Annotated in this window: 24 protein-coding genes; 10 read left to right on the top strand and 14 right to left on the bottom strand. The window is 70.4% G+C overall.

Going from position 1 to position 22,684, the window contains the following annotated elements:
* Positions 1–4: 4 nt before the first annotated feature.
* Positions 5–631, top strand: coding sequence for a bifunctional 4-hydroxy-2-oxoglutarate aldolase/2-dehydro-3-deoxy-phosphogluconate aldolase (gene eda / locus P1K89_RS04840; protein ID WP_284615235.1), 627 nt, complete (start codon positions 5–7; stop codon positions 629–631).
* A gap of 37 nt (positions 632–668) precedes the next feature.
* On the opposite strand, the gene P1K89_RS04835 is transcribed toward eda, so the two are convergent.
* Positions 669–1,223, bottom strand: coding sequence for a PaaI family thioesterase (locus tag P1K89_RS04835; protein ID WP_284615234.1), 555 nt, complete (start codon positions 1,221–1,223; stop codon positions 669–671).
* Positions 1,224–1,277: 54 nt separating this feature from the next.
* On the opposite strand from P1K89_RS04835, the gene P1K89_RS04830 reads away from it, so the two are divergent.
* Entirely contained in the window at positions 1,278–1,754 is a 477-nt protein-coding gene (locus P1K89_RS04830) for a MarR family winged helix-turn-helix transcriptional regulator (protein ID WP_284615233.1), read from the top strand.
* Positions 1,755–1,817: 63 nt separating this feature from the next.
* On the opposite strand, the gene P1K89_RS04825 is transcribed toward P1K89_RS04830, so the two are convergent.
* The 7 genes from P1K89_RS04825 to P1K89_RS04795 form a co-directional block, all read right to left on the bottom strand.
* A complete protein-coding gene (locus P1K89_RS04825) occupies positions 1,818–2,771 on the bottom strand; it encodes an MBL fold metallo-hydrolase (protein ID WP_284615232.1) in 954 nt (317 codons plus the stop codon).
* A gap of 34 nt (positions 2,772–2,805) precedes the next feature.
* Positions 2,806–4,017 carry a hypothetical protein gene (locus tag P1K89_RS04820; protein ID WP_284615231.1) on the bottom strand — a complete coding sequence of 404 codons (1,212 nt, stop codon included), beginning with the start codon at positions 4,015–4,017 and terminating at the stop codon, positions 2,806–2,808.
* Between the two features lie 37 nt (positions 4,018–4,054).
* Entirely contained in the window at positions 4,055–4,477 is a 423-nt protein-coding gene (locus tag P1K89_RS04815; RefSeq protein WP_284615230.1) for an ExbD/TolR family protein, read from the bottom strand.
* A gap of 12 nt (positions 4,478–4,489) precedes the next feature.
* Entirely contained in the window at positions 4,490–4,921 is a 432-nt protein-coding gene (locus P1K89_RS04810; protein WP_284615229.1) for an ExbD/TolR family protein, read from the bottom strand.
* A 178-nt stretch (positions 4,922–5,099) separates the two neighbouring features.
* A complete protein-coding gene (locus tag P1K89_RS04805; protein WP_284615228.1) occupies positions 5,100–5,933 on the bottom strand; it encodes a MotA/TolQ/ExbB proton channel family protein in 834 nt (277 codons plus the stop codon).
* Positions 5,934–6,032: 99 nt separating this feature from the next.
* The gene (locus P1K89_RS04800) at positions 6,033–6,707 is read right to left on the bottom strand and encodes an energy transducer TonB (protein WP_284615227.1); all 675 of its coding nucleotides are present in this window, start codon (positions 6,705–6,707) and stop codon (positions 6,033–6,035) included.
* Between the two features lie 326 nt (positions 6,708–7,033).
* Complete coding sequence (locus P1K89_RS04795; protein ID WP_284615226.1) at positions 7,034–8,584, bottom strand: class I adenylate-forming enzyme family protein; 1,551 nt, start codon at positions 8,582–8,584, stop codon at positions 7,034–7,036.
* A gap of 123 nt (positions 8,585–8,707) precedes the next feature.
* Between P1K89_RS04795 and apbC the strand changes: the two genes are divergently transcribed.
* The gene (gene apbC / locus P1K89_RS04790) at positions 8,708–9,802 is read left to right on the top strand and encodes an iron-sulfur cluster carrier protein ApbC (protein ID WP_284615225.1); all 1,095 of its coding nucleotides are present in this window, start codon (positions 8,708–8,710) and stop codon (positions 9,800–9,802) included.
* A gap of 37 nt (positions 9,803–9,839) precedes the next feature.
* On the opposite strand, the gene P1K89_RS04785 is transcribed toward apbC, so the two are convergent.
* A complete protein-coding gene (locus P1K89_RS04785; protein ID WP_284615224.1) occupies positions 9,840–10,871 on the bottom strand; it encodes a recombination-associated protein RdgC in 1,032 nt (343 codons plus the stop codon).
* Between the two features lie 184 nt (positions 10,872–11,055).
* Between P1K89_RS04785 and P1K89_RS04780 the strand changes: the two genes are divergently transcribed.
* Together P1K89_RS04780 and P1K89_RS04775 are read left to right on the top strand one after the other, a co-directional pair.
* Positions 11,056–11,256, top strand: coding sequence for a hypothetical protein (locus P1K89_RS04780; protein ID WP_284615223.1), 201 nt, complete (start codon positions 11,056–11,058; stop codon positions 11,254–11,256).
* Positions 11,257–11,386: 130 nt separating this feature from the next.
* Entirely contained in the window at positions 11,387–11,827 is a 441-nt protein-coding gene (locus P1K89_RS04775) for a response regulator transcription factor (RefSeq protein WP_284615222.1), read from the top strand.
* A gap of 35 nt (positions 11,828–11,862) precedes the next feature.
* On the opposite strand, the gene P1K89_RS04770 is transcribed toward P1K89_RS04775, so the two are convergent.
* Positions 11,863–12,495, bottom strand: a complete 633-nt coding sequence (locus tag P1K89_RS04770) for a response regulator (RefSeq protein WP_284615221.1) — start codon at positions 12,493–12,495, stop codon at positions 11,863–11,865.
* Positions 12,496–12,551: 56 nt separating this feature from the next.
* On the opposite strand from P1K89_RS04770, the gene P1K89_RS04765 reads away from it, so the two are divergent.
* Complete coding sequence (locus tag P1K89_RS04765) at positions 12,552–13,970, top strand: CHASE3 domain-containing protein (protein ID WP_284615219.1); 1,419 nt, start codon at positions 12,552–12,554, stop codon at positions 13,968–13,970.
* A gap of 1 nt (position 13,971) precedes the next feature.
* Here P1K89_RS04765 and P1K89_RS04760 read toward each other — a convergent pair whose 3' ends face one another.
* The 4 genes from P1K89_RS04760 to P1K89_RS04745 form a co-directional block, all read right to left on the bottom strand.
* Positions 13,972–14,601 carry an ATP-binding cassette domain-containing protein gene (locus P1K89_RS04760; RefSeq protein ID WP_284615218.1) on the bottom strand — a complete coding sequence of 210 codons (630 nt, stop codon included), beginning with the start codon at positions 14,599–14,601 and terminating at the stop codon, positions 13,972–13,974.
* An 18-nt stretch (positions 14,602–14,619) separates the two neighbouring features.
* Positions 14,620–15,330, bottom strand: coding sequence for an ABC transporter ATP-binding protein (locus tag P1K89_RS04755; RefSeq protein ID WP_284615217.1), 711 nt, complete (start codon positions 15,328–15,330; stop codon positions 14,620–14,622).
* The gene (locus tag P1K89_RS04750; protein WP_284615216.1) at positions 15,327–16,076 is read right to left on the bottom strand and encodes an ABC transporter ATP-binding protein; all 750 of its coding nucleotides are present in this window, start codon (positions 16,074–16,076) and stop codon (positions 15,327–15,329) included. Before P1K89_RS04750 ends, P1K89_RS04755 begins: the two co-directional genes overlap by 4 nt.
* 438 nt (positions 16,077–16,514) lie before the next feature.
* Positions 16,515–17,489 (bottom strand): branched-chain amino acid ABC transporter permease, encoded by a 975-nt coding sequence (locus P1K89_RS04745; RefSeq protein ID WP_284615215.1) that lies wholly within the window; start codon positions 17,487–17,489, stop codon positions 16,515–16,517.
* A 164-nt stretch (positions 17,490–17,653) separates the two neighbouring features.
* On the opposite strand from P1K89_RS04745, the gene P1K89_RS04740 reads away from it, so the two are divergent.
* From P1K89_RS04740 to P1K89_RS04725, 4 genes are read left to right on the top strand one after another with little or no spacing between them, the layout of a single operon-like run.
* Positions 17,654–18,529, top strand: a complete 876-nt coding sequence (locus P1K89_RS04740; protein WP_284615214.1) for a MurR/RpiR family transcriptional regulator — start codon at positions 17,654–17,656, stop codon at positions 18,527–18,529.
* Positions 18,526–20,442, top strand: coding sequence for a bifunctional 5-dehydro-2-deoxygluconokinase/5-dehydro-2-deoxyphosphogluconate aldolase (locus P1K89_RS04735; RefSeq protein WP_284615213.1), 1,917 nt, complete (start codon positions 18,526–18,528; stop codon positions 20,440–20,442). Before P1K89_RS04740 ends, P1K89_RS04735 begins: the two co-directional genes overlap by 4 nt.
* Entirely contained in the window at positions 20,439–21,353 is a 915-nt protein-coding gene (locus tag P1K89_RS04730; RefSeq protein ID WP_284615212.1) for an NAD(P)-dependent oxidoreductase, read from the top strand. The genes P1K89_RS04735 and P1K89_RS04730 overlap by 4 nt, the downstream gene beginning before the upstream one ends.
* Before the next feature lie 17 nt (positions 21,354–21,370).
* Complete coding sequence (locus P1K89_RS04725) at positions 21,371–22,684, top strand: ABC transporter substrate-binding protein (protein ID WP_284615211.1); 1,314 nt, start codon at positions 21,371–21,373, stop codon at positions 22,682–22,684.

Below are 22,684 nucleotides of genomic sequence, written 5' to 3'. Positions count from 1 at the left end.
GAACATGATCGACCCCCTGAGCCTGGCCGCGCACGGCCCCGTGATCCCGGTGATCGTGCTGCAGCGCGTGGCCGACGCCGTGCCGCTGGCCGAGGCGCTGCTGGCCGGCGGCGTCAAGGTGCTGGAGGTGACGCTGCGCAGCGACGTCGCGCTGCAGTGCATCGAGGCCATCGCCAAGGCGGTGCCGGAGGCGCTGGTCGGCGCCGGCACGATCCGTTCGGCGGCCGATGCGCGCGCCGCGCGCGATGCCGGCAGCACCTTCGCCGTCAGCCCGGGCTACACGCCGGAGGTCGGCCGCGCCTGCCGCGAGCTCGGCCTGCCGCTGCTGCCGGGCGTCGCCACTGCCAGCGAAGTGATGGGCGCGCACGGCGACGGCCACAGTTTCCTGAAGTTCTTCCCGGCGCAGCAGGCCGGCGGCGTGGGCATGCTGAAGGCCTTCGCCGGCCCGTTCCCGGATATCGTCTTCTGTCCCACCGGCGGCATCACGCCGGAGACGGCGCCGCAGTTCCTCGCGCTGCCCAACGTCAAGGTCTGCGGCGGCTCGTGGCTGACGCCGGCCGACGCGGTGGAGCAGGGCGACTGGGCGCGCATCACGCGGCTCGCGCGCGAAGCGGGCGCGCTGCGCCGCTGAGGCCTGCGCGTGCGCCAGCAGCTGCTGACGCGCGAAGTCAGCGGCCGTTGCCGCCGCCGTTCATCTCGAAGATCAGGCAGGTCGTCGTGGCGTGCGCGTACAGCGTGCCGTCGGGGCCGACCAGCCGCCCCTCGGCCGTGCCGACGCGATTGCCGACGCTGATGACGTCGCCGATCGCGCGCACCAGCGGCACGCGCTCGGTCAGCGCCTTCACGTAGTTCACCTTGAGCTCCAGCGTCGTGTAGGCCTTGCCGGGCGCCAGCGTCGAATGCACCGCGCAGGCCACCGCCGAGTCGAGCAGGGTCGCGATCCAGCCGCCGTGCACGGTGCCCAGCGGGTTGTAGTGCGCGAACTGCGGTCGGCCCTGGAACTCGGCATGGCCGTGGCGCGCCTCGATCAGCAGGTAGTCCAGCGTGTGCGCGATTGGCGCGGTCGGCAGCTCGCCGGAGAACATGGCCTCGAAGATCTGCGTGCCGGTCCTGCCGGCGAACTGCTCCGGACGGCTGACGCCCGGCGCGTGCATGCGCGCGCGCAGCTCGGCTTCGCGCGCCTGCCAGGCGGCCAGGGTCTCTTCAGGGGTGGGGCTGGACATCGCTTTGCGGCTCCAAACGGTTGTACCTGCAACCATTGTATATACAATCATCTGATGAGCCGATCAACCAGCGCGTCCACCGAACCGGGCACCGCCGCCGCCCCGCGCGGCTGCACCAACCTGAAGCTGCGCCAGCTGAGCCGCGCGGTGACGCGCCACTACGACGCCTACGTCGCGCCGACCGGGCTGAAGAACACGCAGTACGCGCTGCTGTCGCAGGTCGTGCTCTTCGGCCCGCTCAAGCCCTCGGCGCTGGCGCAGCGCATGCGGCTGGATGCGTCGACCTTGACGCGCAACCTGCAGCCGCTGCTGGCGCTGGGCTGGATCGAACAGGGGCCGGGGGAAGATGCGCGCAGCCGCTCGGTGGTGGCCACCGAGGCGGGCCGCGCGAAACGCGCCGAAGGCCAGCGCGCATGGAAACAGGCGCAGCTGGCGCTGAATGCGCGGCTGGGCGATCAGCGCGTGGCCGCGCTGCATGCGCTGCTCGACGACTGCCTCGCACAGCTGGACGCCGACGACGAGCTTGCCTGAAGGACGCGGCGACGCACGTCGCCGCCGGTGCGGATCAGGCCCGCACCCTGCATCAGGCCCGCATCAGGCCTGCTTGTCGCGGTCGAGCCAGACCGCAAGCCCTTGCGCGTTCAGCTCGATGTCCAGCGCCAGCTGCTCGACCGCCGCGGCCGGATCCTGCACGCCGTGGCGTGCGAGCTGCGAGCGGTAGATGTCGGCCAGGCCGGCCTTCAGCCGCGCGTGGCGCTCGGGTGCATCGCGCAGCGACAGCCCGAGCGCGACCATCGCGTCGAGCTGTTCGTGCAGCAGGCCGGCCAGTCGGGGCGCGTCGCCGACGCGGCTGTAGTGCGTGAGGTACATCGCGCGCGGCGATCGGGCCAGCAGGCGATCCATCGAACGGCGCAGTGCATCGGGATCGAACTGCACCGGCGTCGAGGTCGGCAGGATCCAGGCGCCGCGCGCGGTGTCGTGCTCGCGGTAGGACAGGCCGAAGGTGTCGCCGGTGAACCAGCCGCCGGAGGCTTCGTCCCAGATGCAGTGGTGGTGGCGCGCGTGGCCAGGCGTGTCGATGAAGCGCAGCGGCCGGCCGGCGAGCTCGATCACGTCGTCGTCGGCCGGGCTGCGAACCCGGTCGGCGGGCACGGCGTGCAGCGTGCCATAGGAGCGCTGCATCTCGTCTTCGCCGTAGACCGCCTGCGCGCCCATGTACAGCGCGAGCGGGTCGATCATGTGGCGCGCGCCGCGCGGATGCACCAGCATCGTCGCGCGCGGCAGCGACTTCATCAGCAGCCCGGCGCCGCCCGCGTGGTCGAGGTGCACGTGCGTCGGGATCACGAAGTCGACATCGGCAGGCGCCAGGCCCAGCGCCTCGAGGGCGGCCAGCAGCCGCGGCACCGCGTGGTTGGTGCCGGTGTCGACGAACGCGGCGCGGCCGCGTTCGACGAGCAGGTAGGCCGCATCGAAGCGCGGCCGGTGGAAGCCGGTGTCGACGGCGTAGAGGCCATCGCCGAGCGGCTCGACGAAGTCGGGCAGCGACACGGGACCGGCGCGCGAGACGAGGTCGTTTGGCCGATCAGCCGGCCTGGTTCGCGTGCAGCGCCCACAGCCGGCCGAGGTCGGCCGCACCGTCGTTGCCCTGCACGCTGCGCAGCGTCTGCACCGCCTTGGCCTTGCCGCCCTTGCCCGACTGCAGCATCGCCATGCCCAGGCGCAGCTTGGCGTCCTCGGGACGCTTCAGCCCGCCCTTGGCGATGCCCTGCTCGATCATCGGGATGCCCTTGTCGGCCTGGCCCATCGTGACGTAGGCGTAGCCGACCTGCACCAGGTCGTTGCCATCCTTCTGCGCGGCGGCTTCGGTGGCACGCTGCTCGATCGAGGCCTTGGCGTCGGCCTCGCGCTGCGCGGCGAGGTCGCGCAGGCGCTTGTGGCGGTCGGCCTCGGCGCCGGAGCCCAGCGCGCCGGCGGCGAAGCCCTTGTCGACGATCGCCTTGCCTTCGGTCGGGTAGCCCGCCTGGATGGCGAGCTGCGCCATCTCCATGAAGTCTTCGGTCTTCGTCAGGTTGCCGGTGGCGAGCTTCAGCCGCATCACGTCGAGCGCGAAACGATCCGAGAAGCCGCTCTTGCGCTGCACGCGGGCGAGGTAGATGCCCCAGTAGTCCTTCTTGGGGTAGTGGGTCAGCAGCTTCTCGAGCGTGGCGGTCTGGCCGGCGGTGTTGTTCGTCCTGGCCTGCGCGTCCTGCAGGCGCAGCAGATCGCCCTCGTCGGGGCGGCGGCCGGCCTGCTCGGCGGCGGCCACGGCGGCCGCGGCCTCCTTGGCGATCGCGCCGTAGTCGCCGCTCTGGCCCTGCACGTAGGCCTGCAGTTGCTTGAGCTGGGCGCTGTTGCTGCCGGCGGCCTGCGCCTTGGCAATCCACTGGCCGGTCTTGCCCCAGTCCTTGGCCTGCGAATAAGCGAAGGCCAGTTGCTCGGCGACCTGCGCGGCGTCGTTGCCGGAGACCTTCGGGTACAGCGACTCGAGGGCCTGGATCGCACTGCCGGTGTCGCCCGCGCGCTGCGCGGCGGCGGCCCGCATGCGGTCGATCATGATCTGCTCGGCGCCGGTCTTGCCGCCGACGGCATCGGCCTCGCGCACCTTGGCGAGCGCTTCCTTGGCTTTGCCGGCGCGCAGCAGCTCGTTGGCCTGCTGCAGCGGCTTGCCGACTTCGGGCCGCACGGACTGCGCCTGGGCGGTCCCCAGCGCGCAGGCCAGCACCGCGGCGGCGGCGAGGGCGTGCAAGGTCTTCATCGTCTGTCTCGAATCGGAGGAATGGATGACGGTGCGATCAGTTCAGGAACTGCTCGTTCCCGATGATGCCGATCTTGGTGACGCCCAGTCGCTGCGCATTGGCCATCACCATCGCCACCACCTTGTAGCTAACGAGCTTGTTCGGACGCAGGTGCACCTCGGGCTGGTCCGGCAAGGCCGCGGTTTGTGCCAAGTTGTTGATCAGTTCATCCTTCGAAACGATGGTGCCGTTCCAGCCGATCGTGCCGTCGAAGTCGACGTCGATGCGCACGATCTCCGGCGGCTTCGGCGGTGCCGAGCTCGGCCCCACCGGCATGTTCATCTTCACCGCGTGCGTCTGGATCGGGATCGTGATGATCAGCATGATGATCAGCACCAGCATCACGTCGATCAGCGGCGTGGTGTTGATGTCCATCATCACGTCGCCTTCGCCCTCGCCCGAGCCTACTGACATGGCCATGATCGGCTCCTCTTACTGGTTGAGCGCCGGCGGTTCGGTGATGAACCCGACCTTCGCGATGCCTGCACGCTGGCAGGCGACGACGAGCCGGCCGACGCTTTCGTAGCGCGCGTCCTGGTCGCCGCGGATGTGCACTTCCGGTTGCGGATCCTTGACCGCTTCCTTCTTCAGCTCTTCGACGAGCTTCTCCATGTCCGGCATGCGACGCGTGCTCCAGTACACGTCGCCATCCTTGCTGACGGCCAGCAGGATGTTCTCCGGCTTGGTCTGCGTCGGGACGTTCTTTTCCTTCGGCAGCTCGAGCTTCACGCTCTGCGTGATCACCGGCGTGGTGATCAGGAAGATGATCAGCAGCACCAACATGATGTCCACGAGGGGCGTCGTGTTGATGTCCTTGTTCATCGCGTCTTCATCGCCGTCGGGCGATCCGACTGCCATGGCCATGATTCAGGTCCTCAATCTGTGTTCCCTTGCGGGAAGTCCGCAACGCGGCTGGTAGTCCCCGTCGGGGACCGGCCGCGTTGCGACCAGGGGGCGGTGTCGACCGAAGCGCGAAACCGGATCGGGTGGACCGGTCCGGTTTCGACAACCCCCTCGGGGCGGCCGCCGGGCGGCCGCGGGTTCAACGCTTGCCGGCCAGCAGCACGTTGTGGATGTCGGCCGAGAAGGCGCGCACGCGCTCCATCACGGTCTTGTTGCGGCGGATCAGCCAGTTGTAGCCCATCACCGCGGGCACCGCGACCGCCAGGCCGAAGGCCGTCATGATCAGCGCTTCACCCACCGGGCCGGCCACCTTGTCGATCGACGCCTGACCCGAGATGCCGATGGCCGTCAGCGCGTGGTAGATGCCCCACACGGTGCCGAACAGGCCGACGAACGGGGCGGTGGAACCGACCGTCGCCAGGAAGGCCAGGCCGTCCTGCAGGCGGCTGTTGATGTTGTCGACGGCGCGCTGCACGCTCATGCCGATCCAGGTGTGGCGGTCGATCTGCTCGGTCAGCGTGCCTTCATGGTGCTCGTCGGCTTTGATGCCCGACTCGGCGATGAAGCGGAAGGCGCTGCCTTCGTCCAGCGTCGAGGCGCCCTTGGCGACCGAGCCGGACTTCCAGAAGCCTTCGCTGACGGCGTCGGCCGCCTTCAGCAGCTTGCGCTGCTCCCACAGCTTCGTGAACATGATGTACCAGCTGCCCATCGACATGATGATCATGATGATCAGCGTGCCGCGGGCAACGAAGTCACCCTGCGTCCACAGCGCTTCGAGGCCGTAGGGGTTCGCGACTTCCGCCTTCTCGACCTTCACGGCCGGCTCGGTGGCGATGGCCGGTGCCGGGGCGGCGTTGGCCGGGGCCGAGGCGGCCTGAGCGAGCGCGGGGGTCGGGGCGGCGGTGGTGGCCAGGGCGGCGATCGCCAACAGAGCGGCCGCCAGCGGCGCGCGCAAGAGTTTGTTCAGGAACATGGGGTGACTCCAGGCAGGGACAGTCGCGCAGTTCTCGTTCGGATGTCGTGCTGCGCGGGGTGAAAGGAAAGACGGGCGAGGCGAAAGCGGGTCGACCGCTTATTCGAGCTTCCAGACGTAGTCGACCTCGGCGGTCGCACCGACGGGCTTGCCGTTCTCGTCCGTACCAGGCTTGAACGGGCACTTGCTCAACGCATCTGCAGCGGCGCGGTCGAGCAGGCGATGCTCGCGCGAAGCGCCGGACTGACGCAGGATCTCGGCCTTGGAGACCTTGCCCTGGGCATCTACGGTGAAGCGGATGCGCGTGGTGCCGGTGGCTTCGGCGCGCGTGGCCGCGGCCGGGTACTCGGGCTTGTCGCAGCCGGCGACGTTGATCTGCGCGGCGACGGCCTGGCGCGGCGCGGCCGGGGCCGGCGGAGCGGCCGGTGCCGGCGGCGGCGCCAGCGCCACCGGCGGTGCCGGCGGCGGTGCTTCACGCGTCACGGTGATCGAAGGCGCCGGCGGCGGGTTCGCGATCTGCACTTCCGGCGGCGGCACGAAGGACGGCGGCGGTGGTGCCATCTTCGGCGGCGGCGGCAGGTTCTCCGGCGGCGGCGGCGGGGGCGGCTTGACCTCTTCGATGATCTTGGTTTCGATCGGCGCCTTGATCACTTCGACGATCTTGCGGCCGAGGCCGGCGACGAGCGCGTAACCCAGGATGATGTGCAGGACGACGACTATCGAGAACCCGGTCAGGTGCTTGCCAGGGTTGCGTTGCTGTTGAGCGTAATCCACTCGTTGACCTCCAGAAGGCCCGACGCGCGAGTGCATCGGGTCTCTGCGACTTGGGTGTGTATTGATATCAGGGGCCAGACCCGGCCCATGGCAGCTCGCCCGGCTGCGAAGGGCGTGAATATAGCTTGAATGAATCTCGTGTTCGCTCGGTGCAACACCTTAAAGCGTCAACGCGGTTACGGGCCGTCATGTGCTTGAAGTTTCATCGCCGTTGAGGTAGGCAAATCGGTCGTTTCCAGGGGGATCGACACGTTTGCATGCACGTGACGTGCCAGCGCGGACGTCCCTCAGCGGACGCCGGACGGCCTCGCGATGAACCTGCGCCGTTACTTTGCGAAGCGCTCGCGCAGATCCCGCTTGAGCACCTTGCCGATCGCGCTGCGCGGCAGTTCGTCGAGCACGCGCACGGCAGCCAGGCGCTGCGTCTTGCCGACCTGATCATTGACCCATTGGCGGATGGCGTCGGCGTCGGCAGGCGCGCGCAGCACTACGCAGGCCACCGGCGTCTCGCCCCACTCCGCCGACGGGATGCCGATGACCGCGGCATCGGCGACGGCGGGATGGCGGCGCAGCACCGCCTCGAGGTCGCTCGGGTAGATGTTGAAGCCGCCGCTGATGATCATGTCCTTGCGGCGGTCGTGCAGGACCAGGAAGCCGTCGGCATCGAAGCGGCCGACATCGCCGGTGCGGATGTAGCGCCGGCCTTCGGCGTCGAACCACTCGGCTTCGGCGGTCTTCGCAGGCTGCTTGTGGTAGCCGCTCATCATCCCGGGCGAGCGGCCGACGACCTCGCCGCTCTCGCCGGGCGGCACCTCGCGGCCGTCTTCGTCGATCAGCCGGATGTCGTGGCCCTCGGCCGGCTGGCCGACCGTGTGCAGCTTGTCCGGATGCAGATGGGCCTGCAGGATGCAGGTGCCGCCGCCTTCGGTCATGCCGTAGTACTCCACCAGCGCGCCGGGCCAGCGCGCGAGCACGTCCGCCTTCAGCTCGGCATGGAAGGGTGCGCTGGTGCAGAACTTGAAGCGGAAGGCCGACAGGTCGAAGCGGTCGAAGTCCGGCCGCGCCATCAGCCGCTGGTACTGCACCGGCACCAGCATCGTGTGCGTCGCGCGGTGGCGCTCGGCGAGCGCCAGGTACTGGCCGGCCTCGAACTTCGGCATCAGCACGACGCAGCCGCCGTAGGCGAGCGTGGGGATCACCGAGACCAGCGTGGTATTGGAATAGAGCGGCGTCGCGGTCAGCGTGACCGTGTCCGGCCCGTAGCCCGACATCGCCGCACGCTGGATGTGCGCCCAGCGCATCGCATGCGGCTGCACGATGCCCTTGGGCGTGCCGGTGGTGCCGGACGAGTAGATCAGGTTGAAGGCCCAGTCGGGATCGATGGCCACCGGCGCGGGGGCGGTGCCCGCGGGCGCCAGCCAGTCGCCGAAGCGCAGGTCGCCGGCGCTGTCGTCGAGCCGCACGCTTCGCGCGCCCGGCGGCAGCGTGGCGCCCGCGGCGGCCAGCGAGTCTGCGACGGCAGCATCGACGAAGAACAGGCGCGCATCGGCATCGCCCACCATCGCGACCAGCTGCGCCGCGGTCGAGCTCGGCGCGAGCGGCGCGACGGCGACGCCGGCGCGCAGCGCACCGATGAAGAGCGCGAGGTAGTCGATGCTGGACGGCGCGCAGATCGCGATCGTGTCGCGCGGCTGCAGGCCGTCGCGCTGCAGCGAGGCGGCGATGCGGTCGGCGCGGGCGTCGAAGCGCCGGTAGTCCATGCCCTCGTCGCCGCAGACGACCGCCGGCGCCGTCGGCCGGGCGTCGGCATGCGCGCGCACCAGCGCGGCGAGGTCGCGGAAATCGGCCGGTGCGGCCGTCGTCGAGGCAATGGTCATGGCGTGCGGTCGCGGCCTGGGGCAGCCAGGGGTCGATTCATTCTAGGCAGCACCCCCGCCGGCAGCGCTGTCGCCCGCGGGACGGCGGGAGGGGATGGGTGCAGGGCGATAGACTGCCTGCCTATGGCCACCGTCACCGAAGCCGCGCTGCTCGAAGCGCTCAAGACCGTCACCGATCCCCACACCGGCAAGGACTACGTGTCCGGCCGCCAGCTGAAGAACCTGCAGATCCGCGGCGGCGACGTCTCGTTCGAGGTCACGCTGGGCTACCCGGCGAAGAGCCTGATCCCGCAGCTGCACGCGCAGCTGGTCGATGCGGCGCGCAGCGTGGCCGGCGTCGACAAGGTCAACGCGATCGTGCAGAGCCGGGTGATTGCGCACGTCGTGCAGCGCGGCGTGCAGCTGCTGCCGTCGGTGAAGAACATCATCGCGGTCGCCTCGGGCAAAGGCGGCGTCGGCAAGAGCACGACGGCGGCCAACCTCGCGCTGGCGCTGGCGGCCGAAGGCGCGTCGGTCGGCGTGCTCGATGCCGACATCTACGGCCCGAGCCAGCCGATGATGCTGGGCGTCGCCGGCCGGCCCGAGAGCGCCGACGGCAAGACCATGGAGCCGCTGGTCGGCCACGGCGTGCAGGTGATGTCGATCGGCTTCCTCGTCGAACCCGACCAGGCGATGATCTGGCGCGGCCCGATGGCCACGCAGGCCCTGGAGCAGCTGCTGCGGCAGACCAACTGGCGCGACATCGACTACCTGATCGTCGACCTGCCGCCGGGCACCGGCGACATCCAGCTGACGCTGTCGCAGCGCGTGCCGCTGACCGGCGCGGTGATCGTCACGACGCCGCAGGACATCGCGCTGCTCGATGCGAAGAAGGGCGTCGCGATGTTCGAGAAGGTCGGCGTGCCGATCCTCGGGCTGATCGAGAACATGGCCGTCTACAGCTGCCCGAACTGCGGCCACACCGAGCACATCTTCGGCGCCGACGGCGGCAAGCGCATGGCCGCCGAATACAACATGGACTACCTCGGCGCGCTGCCGCTGACGCGCGCGATCCGCGAGCAGGCCGACTCGGGCGCGCCGACGGTGGTCGCCGCACCTGACAGCGAGGTCGCCGCGACCTACCGCGCGATCGCCCGCCAGGTGGCGGTGAAGATCGCCGAGAGGGCCAAGGACTTCAGCGCGAAGTTCCCGACCATCACGCTGAGCAAGAACACCTGATCCTGCAGCGCCGCGAAGCGCGGCGCCGCCAGACACGTCAGCTGGCGGCGGCCTCCGCCGTCTCCCAGGGCGGCAGGTCGGTGGTGCCGGTCGCTCGTGCCGCCGCTTGTGTCGTCGCTTGTGCCGCCGCCGGGGCCGTCGCCGCGGGCGCCGGCGCCGGTGCGCCGCCGCCGCCGCCGATCGCCTGCTCGCCGCCGAGCGCGTCGATCAGGTCGCCCAGCAGCGGCGCGAGCTCGCCGGTGGCGATCGCGGCGTCGGCGTCGAAGCCGTCATCCTTGCTCGCCTTGCGGCCCTCGAACACGCCGTCCAGGAAGGCCAGCTTCTTGATCTGCCCGGACTCGGTCAGCATGAACGAGACACGGCCGTTCCAGGTCAGCGCCAGGCGCGTGGGCTGCTTGCCGGCGGTGATGTGGCCGCGGATCTCGTCGATGTCGAGCGCGTGGCGGGCGTAGCGCACGGCGGGTTTTTCGCCGTCGCTGGCCTTGAGCTCGCAGTCGCGGTCGACGGTGAATCCCGACGGCGCTTCGCCGCTCACCAGCCAGTCGGCCATCGCCGCGGCCGGTGACAGCGCTGTCTGCACCGCCGGCGCGGCGAAGCCGGGCAGCGACTTCGTCAGCAGCGTGATCACCTCGTCGGCCACCTTGGTGCTGCCGGCGTCGATCAGCAGCAGGCGTTCGGCCGGCGCGATCCACAGCTTGACGTGCACGCGCTTGGTGAAGGCCTGCGGCAGCAGCGCCAGCTGCACCTGTTCCTTCAGCTCGCGCAGCTGCTTCTTGCCGGGCTTGCGGCCGCTGTCGCGCTCGATGCGTTCGGCCAGCGCCTCGACCTGGCGGCGCACGACGGCGCCGGGCAGCACCTTCTGCTCGATCAGCAACTGCAGCAGCCACTGGCCGTCGACCACCTCGACCAGCGGGCCGTGGGCCACGCCGCGGGGTTCGACCCAGCCGGCCGAGCGCGGCTGCGTCGCGCCGCATTCGAGGAAACGCGCCGCGTCGAGGGCGGCTTCGAGGTCCGCCGGGGTCGCCGACCAGCCGGGCGCGAGGCGATGAACGATCAGATTCTTGAACACGGAAGAGGGGACCGGAAGGGGTGAACCGAGGGAGCGCGATTGTGCCTGCCGGGTCCGGGCGCCTCGGCTCCGGCGCTGCGCACGAAACGGCGTATAGGCGTTGTCCTACACGCGAAACGGTGCTGCGCCGATTCGGCGGCCAGCGCTCGCTGCCTAGAGTGGGCGCGGTACCAGGAGACAGCCGATGAAGCTCAGCCGCCGCCCCCGGCCCCGCGAGATCGACAGCAAGATCGATGACACGCTGCTGGGCTACGAAGCGGCGACGCCGCACCTGACTCTGCCTGCCGGCACCCTGCCCGGTGCGTCGCGCCGGCGCAGCGGCCGCAGCGGCGCCCGTTCGCTTCTGGCGGCTGTCGCGGCGGCGATGCTGGCGCTGCCGGGCTGAGCGCCGGGCGAGCCGGCTGCCGCACAGCAGGACGACTGCGAATGCACGACTGCTTGGGTTTCAGCCCGGGACTTCGATAATGCACGACCCCGGAAAGCATCCGATTCCCGCAACACGCCTGCAGCCTGTCGTGCGCGAACCCGATTCCCACCTCTCCCAGCGCGCTTCGGTCGCCGGCGCAGCGCGCCGGCTGCGCTGCTTCATCGTCGAGGACAGCGCGGTGATCCGCCAGAACCTCGTCGCGATGCTCGAGGACCTGCTGCCCGTCGACGTGGTGGGCTACGCCGAGGACGAGAAGCGCGCGCTGGAATGGCTGGACTCGGCCGAAGGCTACTGCGACCTGCTGCTGATCGACGTCTTCCTGAAGGTCGGCTCCGGGCTGCCGGTGCTGGCTGCCGCGCAGGCCAGCGGACGCGCCGGCAAGCTGGTGGTGCTGAGCAACTATGCGACGCCCGACATCCGCCGCCGCTGCGCCGCGCTGGGCGCCGACCGCGTCTTCGACAAGTCCAGCGAGCTCGACGAGCTGATCGCCTTCTGCGCCGAGCTCGGCGCCGGCGAGCAGCGGTCATGAACCGGCCGACGGGCTCGTCGGCCGAGGGACGGACCTCACTGGATCAGGCCGTTCTTCAGCGCGTAGTAGGTCAGGTCGCTGTTGGTCGACAGCTTCATCTTCTCCATGACGCGCGTGCGGTAGGTGCTGACGGTCTTCACCGACAGCGACATGCTGTCGGCCATATGACCGATCGTCTCCCCCCTGGCCAGGCGCAGGAAGACCTGGAACTCGCGCTCGGACAGCAGCTCGTGCGGCGGCTTGTCGGCGTCGCCGGCCAGGCTGTCGGCCAGCCGCTCGGCGACCGACGGGGTGATGTACTTGCGGCCGCGCACGACGGTGCGGATCGCGCGCAGGATGTCCTCGGGATCGCAGTCCTTGGTCAGGTAGCCGCTGGCGCCCTGCTTCAGCAGGGCGGTGGCGTAGTGTTCCTCGGGCAGGCCGGACAGGATCAGCACCGGCAGGTCGGGCGCGCGCGCCTTGATCGCCGCCAGCGCGTCGACGCCGCCCTGGCCCGGCATCGACAGGTCCATCAGCATCACGTCGATCTCGCCGGCGCGCAGCAGGTCGAGCGCCTCGCGGCCGTTGGCCGCCTCGCCGGTGACGCGCAGGTCGACCTGGTCGGAGAAGAACTGCCGCAGCCCGGCGCGCACCACGGCATGGTCGTCGACGATCGCGATGCGGATCATGCGCGGGCAGCCTCCTGGCGATGCTCGCGCGAGTGTAGGCCTGGGGAGGGCGCACGGTGAAACTTCCGGACTGGCTGCGCCGGTTCCGCGACAGCGCATTCGCGCTGCCGCTGGCGGTGCTGGCGGGCGGGCTGATCATCGCGGTCAGCGAAGGCGGCTACCAGCAGGCGCGCACCACGCTGGACCGGCTGGTCGAGGTCGGCCAGGCGCGGCTGGCGGTCTACGCGGTGATGCGGCGCACGGTCGACGTCGAATCGAGCCAGCGCGGCTACCTGCTGACCCTGCGCGACGAGTACCTCGCGCCCTTCGACAGCGCGGTGGCCGAGCTCGAGCAGAGCCTGCTGACCCTGCGCGACTACTACGAGCACCTGGGCGACCCGGCCGCGCAGCCGGTGGCGCGCCAGCTCGCCGAGACGGTGACGCTGCGTGTCAGCGAAGCGAAGGAGACCATACGCCTCGCGCGCGAAGGCCGCATCGACACCGCGCGCGAGGTGGTGATGACCAACATCGGCCGCGACCAGATGGAGTTCATCCGCGTGCGCAGCGAGCAGCTGATGGCGCTGGAGAACCGGCGTGCCGAGCAGAGCCTGAAGCGCATCTTCGGCACGCTGCTGCTGAACCGCATCGGCGTCGCGACGCTGACCGGGGCGAGCCTGCTGGCGCTGATCCTCTTCCTGCGCCAGCGCCAGTCGATGGAAACGCAGCGCCGCAGCCAGCAGCAGGCACTGCAGGCCGAGCGCGACCGGCTCGAAGTGCAGGTGCGCCGCCGCACCACCGACCTCACCGAGCTCGCGCGCCACCTGCAGACCGCACGCGAGGACGAACGCCAGCGCCTGGCGCGCGAGCTGCACGACGAGCTCGGCGCGCTGCTGACCGCCGCCAAGCTCGACGCCGCGCGCATCAAGCCACGGCTGGCCAATGCCGCCCCCGAGGCGCTGGAGCGCCTGGACCACCTGACGGCCACGCTCAACAGCGGCATCGCGCTGAAGCGCCGCATCATCGAGGACCTGCGCCCGTCGTCGCTGAGCACGCTGGGCCTCGTGGCCGCGCTGGAGATCCAGTGCCGCGAGTTCGGCGAACGCATCGGGCTGGACGTCGACGCGTCGTTCGCGCCGGTGCGCCTGACGCCCGAGGCCGAGCTGACGGTCTTCCGCCTCGTGCAGGAGGCCTTCACCAACATCGCCAAGTACGCGAAGGCGCGCAGCGTCAAGGTGACGTTGACCGACGATGACGACGGCATGGCGAGCATCGAGGTCGACGACGACGGGCGCGGCTTCGACGTCAGCGCCGAGGCGCAGGGGCGCCACGGGTTGCGCGGCATGCGCTACCGCGTCGAGTCAGACGGCGGCGAATTCGAAGTCACGTCGGCGCCCGGCCGGGGCACACGGGTGCGCGCGCGCATTCCGCAGATGCCGGCAGCGGCGGCCGACGCCCCGGCCGAGGCCGAAGCCGCCATCGCGCCGCCATCAACCTGACTCACGGCGCCAGCGCGCCCAAGTATTGCCGCACGCGCGGCTCGGCCGCCAGCGTTTCGAAGTCCGGCAGGCGCGTCACGCTGCCGGTCTGCACGAACAGGAAGCCCTCGCAGATCTCGCGCAGGATCTGCACGTGGAAGGGTTCGTTCGGGTGCAGGCACAGCAGCACCAGCCGGCCCTCGCCGCGCAGGCGGCGGAAGAAGTCGAGCATGAAGCCGATGTAGCCGTCCTGCGTATTGAACTGCGGCTCGTCGAAGAGGTGCACCCAGGGCGCGTCCGACCGGGCCGGCGCCAGCATCCAGTCGGGCCGGCGGCGGCGGAAGCGCCGCAGCTGGTAGGACTGGTGGTAGTGGATGGCCAGCCGGTCGCGTTCGCGGGTGCGCACCGCGTGGATGTCCTGGCCGCGCACCAGCACGCGCCCGGCGTCGGGCCGGTTGCTGCCGGTGATGAGCTCGAAGAGCGTCGTCTTGCCCGAGCCGTTCGGCCCCAGCACGCCGATCACGGCCGGCGCGTCGATGCGGAAATCGGCGGCCAGCGAGAAGGTCGTGCGCCGCGCGAGCGGCAGGCCGCGGCGGTAGTGGCGCGCGAGTCCGTCGACCTGCAACAGCGGGGTGTCTGTCGGTGACGGCATGGCCGCGTCCTTCATGGCCTAGACTCCCAGCAGCTGCCGGCGCAGTGCCGCATCGCCGCGCAGCACGTCCGCCGGCCCGTCGTGCACGATGCGGCCGCTGCTCATCACGCAGATGCGGTCGGCCACCGCCAGGGCGCTCGACACGTTCTGCTCGACGACGATCGCCGCGACGCCTTCATGCTTCAGACGGCCGATGATCGCCATCACGTCCTGCACCACCTTCGGCGCGAGGCCCTGGCTCGGTTCGTCGAACAGCACCAGGCCCGGCGCACCGAGCAGCGCGCGCGAGATCGCCACCATCTGCATCTCGCCGCCTGACAGGTTCTCGCATTCACGTGGCATCAGGTGCTCCAGCGCGCTGAAGAGGCCGAAGCAGTCGGCCAGGGTCCAGCGCTTGAAGCGCGTGGCCTTGCGCGCGATGGCCAGGTTGCGCGCGACGGTCAGCGTCGGGAAGATGCGGCGGTCGTCCGGAACCCAGCCGATGCCGGCGCGCGCGATGGCATGCGTCGGCGCGCGGCTGATGTCGCGGCCGTCGAACCGGATCGCACCGCGCCGCGGCGGCGTCAGGCCGAGGATCGATCGCAAGGTCGTCGTCTTGCCGGCGCCGCTGGCCCCCAGCAGTGCCAGCACCTCGCCGGCGCGCACCTGCAGCGACACACCGAACAGCACCTGCGTCTCGCCGTAGAAGGTGTCGATGCGGTCGACGGCCAGCATCGGATCGCCGCTCACTGCAAGGCCCCCAGGTTCGAGCGCCGCACCCACTCGTTGCTGCGCAGCGCATCGGGCGTGCCTTCGGCGATCACCTGGCCCCAGTGGATCACCGTGATGCGGTCGGCCAGGCCGAACAGGAAGCGCATGTCGTGCTCGATGACCACGATGGTCAGCCGGCGCTTCAACTCCTGGATCAGCTCGATGAGGCGTGCCGTGCCGTCGGCCCCGAGGCCGGCGGTCGGCTCGTCGAGGAACAGCAGCCGCGGCGCCGCGGCCAGCGCGACGCCGATCTCCAGCGCCCGCCGGTCGCCGTAGGACAGGCGCTTCGCGCTCACGTGTTCCTTGCCCTTCAGCCCCACGCGCGCCAGCACCGCGGCCGCCGCGTCCTGCGCCGCGCCGTCGCGCCCGAGATCGCGCCACGCATCGAAGCCGCGCGCGCGCACCGCCGGCAGCGCGACCAGCACGTTGTCGAGCGCACTGTCGGCGTCGAACAGGTTCATCGCCTGGAACGACCGCGCGATGCCCTTGCGCGCGATCTCGCGCGGCGCCAGCCCGGTGATGTCCTCGCCGGCGAAATGCACGCGGCCGCGGTCGGGCTTGTAGCGGCCGGTCAGCAGGTGGAAAGTCGTCGTCTTGCCGGCGCCGTTCGGACCCATGATGCCGGCCAGCTGGCCCTCGTCGACCCGCAGCGAGACGTTCTGCAGCACGACCTGGTCGCCAAAGCGCTTGGCGAGGCCCTTGGCTTCGAAGAGGGGCATGTTCATTCCGCGCCGCCGTGGGGACCGGCCGCTGGCGGTCCGTTGAAGTCATGCATGCGGTCACCGAGCGCGCCAAGGCCACTGGGTGCCCGGCTCCGCTCATGTCCCCCGGGCCGTGCGCCGCTGATACGCCTCAGGCTGGATCCCGGCCGGCCCTCCTCCTTGACTTCGCTACGCCGGGCACCCAGCGCCCTTGGCTCATGCGACACCGTGGCGTGCGATCCCTTGCCAGGGCGGTGCGGATCAGGACGGCGGGGCGCTCTGTGGAGCGAAGTCAAGGAGGAGGGCCGGCCGAGCACCACCCGGGGCGTATCTACGCAGCCCGGCCCGGGGGACATGAGCGGAACAGAGCGCCCCGTCGGCCTGATCTTGTGCAGACCTCCGCACGCGACGGCGAACGTCCGCAACAGGCCGTCAGCCGCCGTCGCGCAGCGTGTCCTCACGTCAAGCCTCCCGGTGCTCGATGCGCGCCGATGGCAGCCCGCGTCGCCGCTGCCACCATGCGGCCCCGTCCTGCCACAGCCCCGCTAGCCCCTCCGGCTTCACCAGCACCATCGCGATGAAGACCAGGCCGTACCACAGCAGCCAGGTCTCGGTGTAGGCGCCCAGCAGGTCGCGCGCGAGGATGAAGAAGGCCGCGCCTGCCAGCGGCCCCCAGAAGCTGACGAGCCCGCCGCCGATCAGCACCATCATCACGACGAAGCCCGAGTTGTGCAGGCTCATCACGTTCGGATAGGCCGATTGCTGGGCCATCGCGAACAGCGCACCGGCAAGGCCGGCGATTGCCGCCGACAGCGTGAATACGAGTGCCTTGCACAGCCAGACGTGGTGGCCGATGAAGGCCGCGCGCAGCTCGTTCTGGCGGATGGCCGACAGCACATGGCCGAAGGGCGAATGCAGCAGGCGCCACAGCGCCGCCATCACGATCGCCAGCACGCCGAGGCAGAAGAAGAACAGCGCCTCGTTGCTGTGCAGCGGCAGCGTCGCGAAGCCCAGCTCGATCGGCAGGCGCCGGATGTTCAGCAGCCCGTCCTCGCCGCCGGTGACCGAGTGCCACTTGATCGCGATGAACCACGCCACCTGGCCGAAGGCGATGGTCAGCAGCGCGTAGTAGATGCCGCGCCGGTGCGAGATGAAGAGGGCGACCAGGGCGCCTGCCATCGCCGCGGCGAGCACTGCGCCGGCCAGGTCCAGCCACAGGTTGGCGACCAGGCGCTGCTGCAGCAGGCCGAAGGCATAGGCGCCGATGCCGAAGTAGGCGCCGTGGCCGAAGGAGGGCAGGCCGCTGATGCCCAGCAGCAGGTTGTGCCCGAGCGCGAACAGCATCCAGATCGCGACCTCGAGCGCCAGGTACTGGTACAGGCCGACCTGCTTGAGCCACAGCGGTGTCGACAGCAGCAGGCCGAGCGTGAGCAGCATGGGCCACGGCAACAGGCTCGCGGGACCGCTCGATCGGCGCATGCTGGAAAACCCTTTCGCAACAAGACTGGACAAGGCCGTGATTGGAATGTACGTTCTCATCATTCCACATGCAAGAACGTTTGTTCTGATGTCGTTCTGATCCGAACGAGGACTTTCCCGAGATGACCCCGGCCGCAAGCTACGAGGAACTGAAGGGCGTGATCGCCGCCGCGTTCCCGACGCTGTCGAAGCAGCAGCAGCGCATCGCGCGCTACGCGCTGGAGAAGCCGCACGAGCTGGCGCTGGGCACGGTGGCGGCGCTGGCCGAGGCCAACGAGGTGCAGCCCTCGGCGATGGTGCGTTTCGCCAATGCGCTGGGCTACCGCGGCTTCTCGGAGATGCAGCAGGTCTTCCGCGGCCACCTCGTTGAACGCTCCGGCGGCAGCTACCGCGACCGCATCGCGCAGCTGCGGCGCACGCCGGTCAATGGCCGGGGCACGCCTGGCGGCGTGCTGCACGAGCTGGTCGGCGATGCGGTGGCCGACCTCGGGCAGTTGGAAGAGGGCATCCACGCCGCCGACCTGCAGGCGGCGGTCCGGCGCATCGCCCAGGCCGAGCGCATCCACGTGCTCGCCCAGCGGCGCGCGTTCCCGGTGGCCTGCTACCTGGCCTACGCGCTCGGCCGGCTGGAGTTGCGCGCGCAGCTGCTCGACGGCGTCGGCGGCATGCTGCGCGACGGCCTGCGGCTGATCGGCAAGAACGACCTGCTGATCGTCGCCAGCTTCCGGCCCTATTCGCCCGAGGTGCTCGAGGCCGCGCAGGCCTGCCGCGAGCGCCGCGTGCCGGTGATCGCACTGACCGATGCGCCGCTGTCGCCGCTGCAGGCGCAGGCCGAGGTGTGCTTCGAGATCGCCGACGACTCGTCGCGGCCCTTCCGCTCGCTTGTCGCGCCGCTGTGCCTCGCGCAGGCGCTGGTGGTCGGAACCGGGCACCGGCTGGCGGAGCTGGCGGCGGCGAAGGCGGCGAAGCCGCGCGGGACGACGAGGCGGGTCTCATGAGTCGTCGCTTCGACCTGATCTGCCTCGGCCGTGCCGCGGTCGACCTCTACGGCGACCAGGTCGGCGGTCGCCTCGAGGACATGCGCAGCTTCAGCAAGTACCTCGGCGGCTCGCCGGCGAACACCGCGGTGGGCCTGGCGCGCCTGGGGCTTCGGGCCGCGATGCTCACCCGCGTCGGCGACGAGCACAACGGCCGCTTCGTGCGCGAATCGCTGGCCGCCGAAGGGGTGGACGTCAGCCAGGTGCGCACCGATCCGGCCCGGCTGACCGCGCTGGTCTTCCTCGGCATCCAGGACCGCGACACCTTTCCGCTGATCTTCTACCGCGCAAACTGCGCGGACATGGGCTTGTGCGCCGGCGACATCGATCCCGCGGTCATTGCCGACGCCGGCGCGCTGCTGGTCTCCGGCACGCACCTGTCGCAGCCCGGCACACGCGCGGCCTGCGACGCGGCCATCGCCGCGGCGCGCGCGGCCGGCACGCGCATCGTGCTGGACATCGACTACCGGCCGGTGCTGTGGAACCTGACCGCGCCGGGCCTGGGCGAGCAGCGCTACGTCGAGAGCGCCGAGGTCAGCGCGGTGCTGCAGGCGGTCGTGCCGCAGTGCGACCTGGTCGTCGGCACCGAGGAAGAGATCCACATCGCCGGTGGCAGCACGACAACGATCGACGCGCTGCGCCGCCTGCGCGCGCTGACCGACGCCACGCTTGTGATGAAGCGCGGCGCCGCGGGCTGTGTCGTCTTCGACGGCGCGATCCCCGGCGGCATCGACGACGGCCTGCAAGACGCGGGCTTCCCGATCGAGGTCTTCAACGTGCTCGGCGCGGGCGACGCGTTCATGGCCGGTTTCCTGCGCGGCTGGCTGGTCGGCGAGCCGCTGGAGCGCAGCAGCCGCTGGGGCAATGCCTGCGGCGCGCTGGTCGTCTCGCGCCACGGCTGCGCGCCGGCGATGCCCAGCTGGACCGAGCTGCAGCACTTCCTCACGCACGGCGTCACGACGCCGCGGCTGCGCGAGGATGAACAGCTCGAACACGTGCACCGCGCGACCACGCGCCGCGCCGATCCGCCCGAGCTGCTGGTGCTGGCGATCGATCACCGCGCACAGCTGGAACGGCTGGCGGGCAGTGGCGACGCGGCGGCCCGGCGCATCCGTCACTTCAAGCGCCTGGTCGATGCTGCCGCGCAGCAGGTGGCGGTGCAGCGGCCGGGCGCCGGCCTGATCGTCGACAGCGGTTATGGGGAAGCGCTGTTGCCGGCGCTGCACCGGCGCGGCTGGTGGATCGCGCGGGCTGTCGAACAGCCGGGATCGCGGCCCTTGCGTTTCGAGGCGCCCGACCTCGCGCTCGAGCTGCGGCAGTGGCCCACCGGGCAGGTCGCGAAGTGCCTGCTGCTGCACCATCCGGACGACGATGCCGCGCTGCGGGCGCAGCAGGTCGAGCGGTTGGCGGCGCTGCAGCGGGTCTGCATCGCCGAGGGCCGCGCCTGGCTGCTGGAGGTGATGGCGCCGCGCGACAGCGTGGTGGACGCGCTCACCACCGTGGCCTCGCTGGCGCAGCTCTACGACGCCGGCCTGCGCCCGGATTGGTGGAAGCTGCCGGCGCCATCGGCCGCCGCGTGGAGCGCGATCGTCGACCTGATCGGTCAACGCGATCCGTTCTGCCGCGGCGTGCTGCTGCTCGGCAACGAGGCCGACGAGGCCGCGCTCGCCCGCCAGTTCCACGAGGCCGCGCCGCATGCGCTGTGCCGCGGCTTCGCGATCGGCCGCTCGGTGTTCGGGCCGGCAGCCCGCGCCTGGTTCGCGGACGAGATGTCCGACGACGCGGTGGTCGACGACGTCGCACGCCGCTACGCACGGCTGATCTCTCACTGGGATGCCGCCCGGCACCCCGCCCCTGAAAGGAGCGTCGCATGACGACTGCAGCCCAACGCATCGGCCTGGTCGGCCTCGGCATGATGGGCCATGGCATCGCGCGCAACCTGCTCGCCAAGGGCTTCTCGCTGAAGTTCAAGGCGCACCGCAGCCGCGAGCGCATCGACGAGCTGACCGCCGCCGGCGCGGTCGAGGTTGACAGCCACGCGGCACTGGCGCGCGACTGCGACGTGGTGCTGGTCTGCGTCACCGGCTCGCCGCAGGTCGAGGAGGTGGTGCGCGGCCGCCAGGGCCTGCTCGAAGGCGCGCGGTCGGGGCTGCGCATCGTCGACTGCTCGACCGCCGAGCCGGCCTCGACGACCCAGCTGCGCGCCGAGCTCGCGACACGCGGCGCGGTCCTGATCGACGCACCGCTCGCGCGCACGCCGAAGGAGGCCGAGGAGGGCCGCCTGAACACGATGGTCGGGGCCGAAGCCGCCGACTTCGAAGCCATCGAGCCGGTGCTGCGCGCGTTCTGCGAAAACATCTTTCACGTCGGCCCGCCGGGCCACGGCCATGTGCTCAAGCTCGTCAACAACATGATGGCGATGAGCTTCGCCTGTGCGATCGCGGAGGCCTTCGCCGTCGCCGCGAAGGCCGGGCTCGACCTGAACCGGCTCTACGACGTGGTGTCGGTCGGCGGCGTCAACTGCGGCATCTTCCAGATGATGGCCACGCGCATGCTGAAGGAGGGCGCGGTCGACGGCTTCCGCTTCGGCATCGGCAATGCGCAGAAGGACCTGCGCTACTTCGCGCACCTGGCCGAGACGCTGCCGGTGGCCGCACCGATCGGCACCGCCGCGCACCAGGCGCTGGTGCAGGCGACGAACTTGGGGCTAGGCGGACGCCTGATCGCCTCGCTGTTCGAAGCGCAGGAGCAGCTCAACGACGTGCGCATCGTGCCGCGCGCCTGACCCCCGAGGAGATCAACATGAGCGAACTCGAGCATCCGAACCGCCGCGCGCTGCTGCGGCAATCGGGCCTGGCGCTGCTGGGCGCGGGGCTCTACGGCGTCGCGCCGTTCTACGGCCCGTGGAAGCACAACCATGCGTGGGCCCAGGCCGGGCAGAAAAAGCCGCTGGTGATCGGGCTGACGATGGACGCATCGGGCCAGTACGCGGCCTCCGGCGGCGAGGAGCGGCTGGGCGCGATGATGGCCATCAAGGAGTTCAACGACAAAGGCGGCGTGCTCGGCCGGCGCATCGAGGCGCTGCACATGGACACCGAGACCACGCCGGCCACCGGCTCGCGCGTGGCCGAACGCATGATCACGCGCAACGAGGCCGCGTTCCTGATCGGCGCGGTGCACTCGGGCGTCGCCAATGCGATCTCGCAGGTGGCGCAGAAGTACGGCACGGTGTTCCTCAACACCAACTCCAGCTCGCCGACCGAGGCCGGCAAGGACTGCCACCGCGTCAAGTTCGTCTGGGACGGCAACGGCAGCAACTTCTCGCAGGCCATCGTCAAGAACGCGATGAAGACCAGCGGCAAGAACTGGGTGCTGCTGACCAACGACTACGTGTGGGGCCACAACACCTCGAAGGCCACGCGCGCGGTGATCGAGGCCAATGGCGGCAAGGTGATCGACGAACTGCTGGTGCCGCAGAACACGCGCGACTTCTCGCCCTACCTGCTGAAGCTGCAGCAGCTGAAGCCGCAGGTGGTGGCCACCGCGGTCGGCGGCGACGACATCAAGGCGCTGCGCCAGCAGGTGGTGCAGCTGAAGATGCACCAGGCCGCCGCGTGGATCAACAACCAGCAGGACTGGCCCGACGTCTACGGCCTGGGGCCGGAGGCGATCTTCGGTGTCTTCGGCACCACCTGGTACTACCGGCTGAACCTGCCCGGCGTGAAGGAGTTCGTCGCCGCGTACCAGAAGCAGTACCCGGGCATGGCGATCCGCGTGCCGGGCAACGTCTATCACAACGCCTACATGGCCACGCGCGAGCTGCTGCGCTGCGTCGAGGAGGCCGGCACGACGAACAACCTGGCCGTCATCAAGAAGCTTGAGGGCCGCAAGATGGCCGCGGCCGACCGGCTGCAGCACTTCGATGCGTGGATCGACCCGGCCACGCACCAGTGCCAGCAGACGATCTACATGGCCAGCTACAACGACGCGCCGGCGGAGAAGGACGACATCTTCAAGATCCTCGCGCAGGTCGATCCGAAGGAGGTGCAGGACAAGGACGCGGCGGCGGCGTGCAAGCTGGAGAGCTACGAGGCCACGCCGAGTTACGAGGTCTGA

It is taken from the genome of Aquabacterium humicola, from assembly GCF_030167915.1.
GTDB lineage: Bacteria > Pseudomonadota > Gammaproteobacteria > Burkholderiales > Burkholderiaceae_C > Pseudaquabacterium > Pseudaquabacterium humicola.
The sequence above is the reverse complement of the archived record's forward strand: the minus strand, read 5'-3'. Positions and strand labels throughout refer to the sequence as shown.

What these genes read in the sequence shown, in the direction of transcription:
- P1K89_RS04795 (WP_284615226.1), bottom strand. Translation starts at nt 8,584, where the DNA reads ATGACCATTGCCTCGACGACGGCCGCACCGGCCGATTTCCGCGACCTC.
- eda (WP_284615235.1), top strand. Translation starts at nt 5, where the DNA reads ATGATCGACCCCCTGAGCCTGGCCGCGCACGGCCCCGTGATCCCGGTG.
- P1K89_RS04805 (WP_284615228.1), bottom strand. Translation starts at nt 5,933, where the DNA reads ATGTTCCTGAACAAACTCTTGCGCGCGCCGCTGGCGGCCGCTCTGTTG.
- P1K89_RS04770 (WP_284615221.1), bottom strand. Translation starts at nt 12,495, where the DNA reads ATGATCCGCATCGCGATCGTCGACGACCATGCCGTGGTGCGCGCCGGG.
- P1K89_RS04810 (WP_284615229.1), bottom strand. Translation starts at nt 4,921, where the DNA reads ATGGCCATGGCAGTCGGATCGCCCGACGGCGATGAAGACGCGATGAAC.
- P1K89_RS04750 (WP_284615216.1), bottom strand. Translation starts at nt 16,076, where the DNA reads ATGAACATGCCCCTCTTCGAAGCCAAGGGCCTCGCCAAGCGCTTTGGC.
- P1K89_RS04830 (WP_284615233.1), top strand. Translation starts at nt 1,278, where the DNA reads ATGAGCCGATCAACCAGCGCGTCCACCGAACCGGGCACCGCCGCCGCC.
- P1K89_RS04835 (WP_284615234.1), bottom strand. Translation starts at nt 1,223, where the DNA reads ATGTCCAGCCCCACCCCTGAAGAGACCCTGGCCGCCTGGCAGGCGCGC.
- P1K89_RS04735 (WP_284615213.1), top strand. Translation starts at nt 18,526, where the DNA reads ATGAGTCGTCGCTTCGACCTGATCTGCCTCGGCCGTGCCGCGGTCGAC.
- P1K89_RS04730 (WP_284615212.1), top strand. Translation starts at nt 20,439, where the DNA reads ATGACGACTGCAGCCCAACGCATCGGCCTGGTCGGCCTCGGCATGATG.
- P1K89_RS04740 (WP_284615214.1), top strand. Translation starts at nt 17,654, where the DNA reads ATGACCCCGGCCGCAAGCTACGAGGAACTGAAGGGCGTGATCGCCGCC.
- P1K89_RS04760 (WP_284615218.1), bottom strand. Translation starts at nt 14,601, where the DNA reads ATGCCGTCACCGACAGACACCCCGCTGTTGCAGGTCGACGGACTCGCG.
- P1K89_RS04780 (WP_284615223.1), top strand. Translation starts at nt 11,056, where the DNA reads ATGAAGCTCAGCCGCCGCCCCCGGCCCCGCGAGATCGACAGCAAGATC.
- P1K89_RS04820 (WP_284615231.1), bottom strand. Translation starts at nt 4,017, where the DNA reads ATGAAGACCTTGCACGCCCTCGCCGCCGCCGCGGTGCTGGCCTGCGCG.
- P1K89_RS04745 (WP_284615215.1), bottom strand. Translation starts at nt 17,489, where the DNA reads ATGCTGCTCACGCTCGGCCTGCTGCTGTCGACACCGCTGTGGCTCAAG.
- apbC (WP_284615225.1), top strand. Translation starts at nt 8,708, where the DNA reads ATGGCCACCGTCACCGAAGCCGCGCTGCTCGAAGCGCTCAAGACCGTC.
- P1K89_RS04725 (WP_284615211.1), top strand. Translation starts at nt 21,371, where the DNA reads ATGAGCGAACTCGAGCATCCGAACCGCCGCGCGCTGCTGCGGCAATCG.
- P1K89_RS04815 (WP_284615230.1), bottom strand. Translation starts at nt 4,477, where the DNA reads ATGGCCATGTCAGTAGGCTCGGGCGAGGGCGAAGGCGACGTGATGATG.